We start from the raw sequence: 367 nt of genomic DNA on the forward strand, positions 1-367 counted from the left end.
ATATATGGTACCAAACTTTATTATAGAAATAGATAAAATTCCATTAACCCCAAACGGCAAAACCGATAGAAAACAATTAGAAACGCTAAGCCTAGAAGTAGAAAGCACCACCCAATACGTAGCACCAGAAACAGCAGTAGAACAGCAATTAGCAATACTGTGGTCTAAGCTATTAGAACTAGAAGAAGGAACAATAGGAAAACACGATAACTTTTTCGAGTTAGGCGGGCACTCACTATTAGTAACCCGATTACTATCAAAAATACAAGAACAATTTAAAGTAAAACTACAACTCTCTCAGGTATTTAATACCCCATTACTAGGGCAGTTATCGCAAGTTATAGCCACCAGTAAAGCAACAATATTA

General features: G+C 35.7%; 1 protein-coding gene. It reads left to right on the forward strand.

Features of this window, described 5'->3' with window-relative positions; all coding sequences use genetic code 11:
• Nucleotides 1-367 (forward strand): phosphopantetheine-binding protein (locus ACVC08_RS00845; RefSeq protein WP_452600614.1); only part of this gene is annotated, 367 nt, incomplete at both ends.

This window comes from Pontimicrobium sp. MEBiC06410 (genome assembly GCF_053601615.1).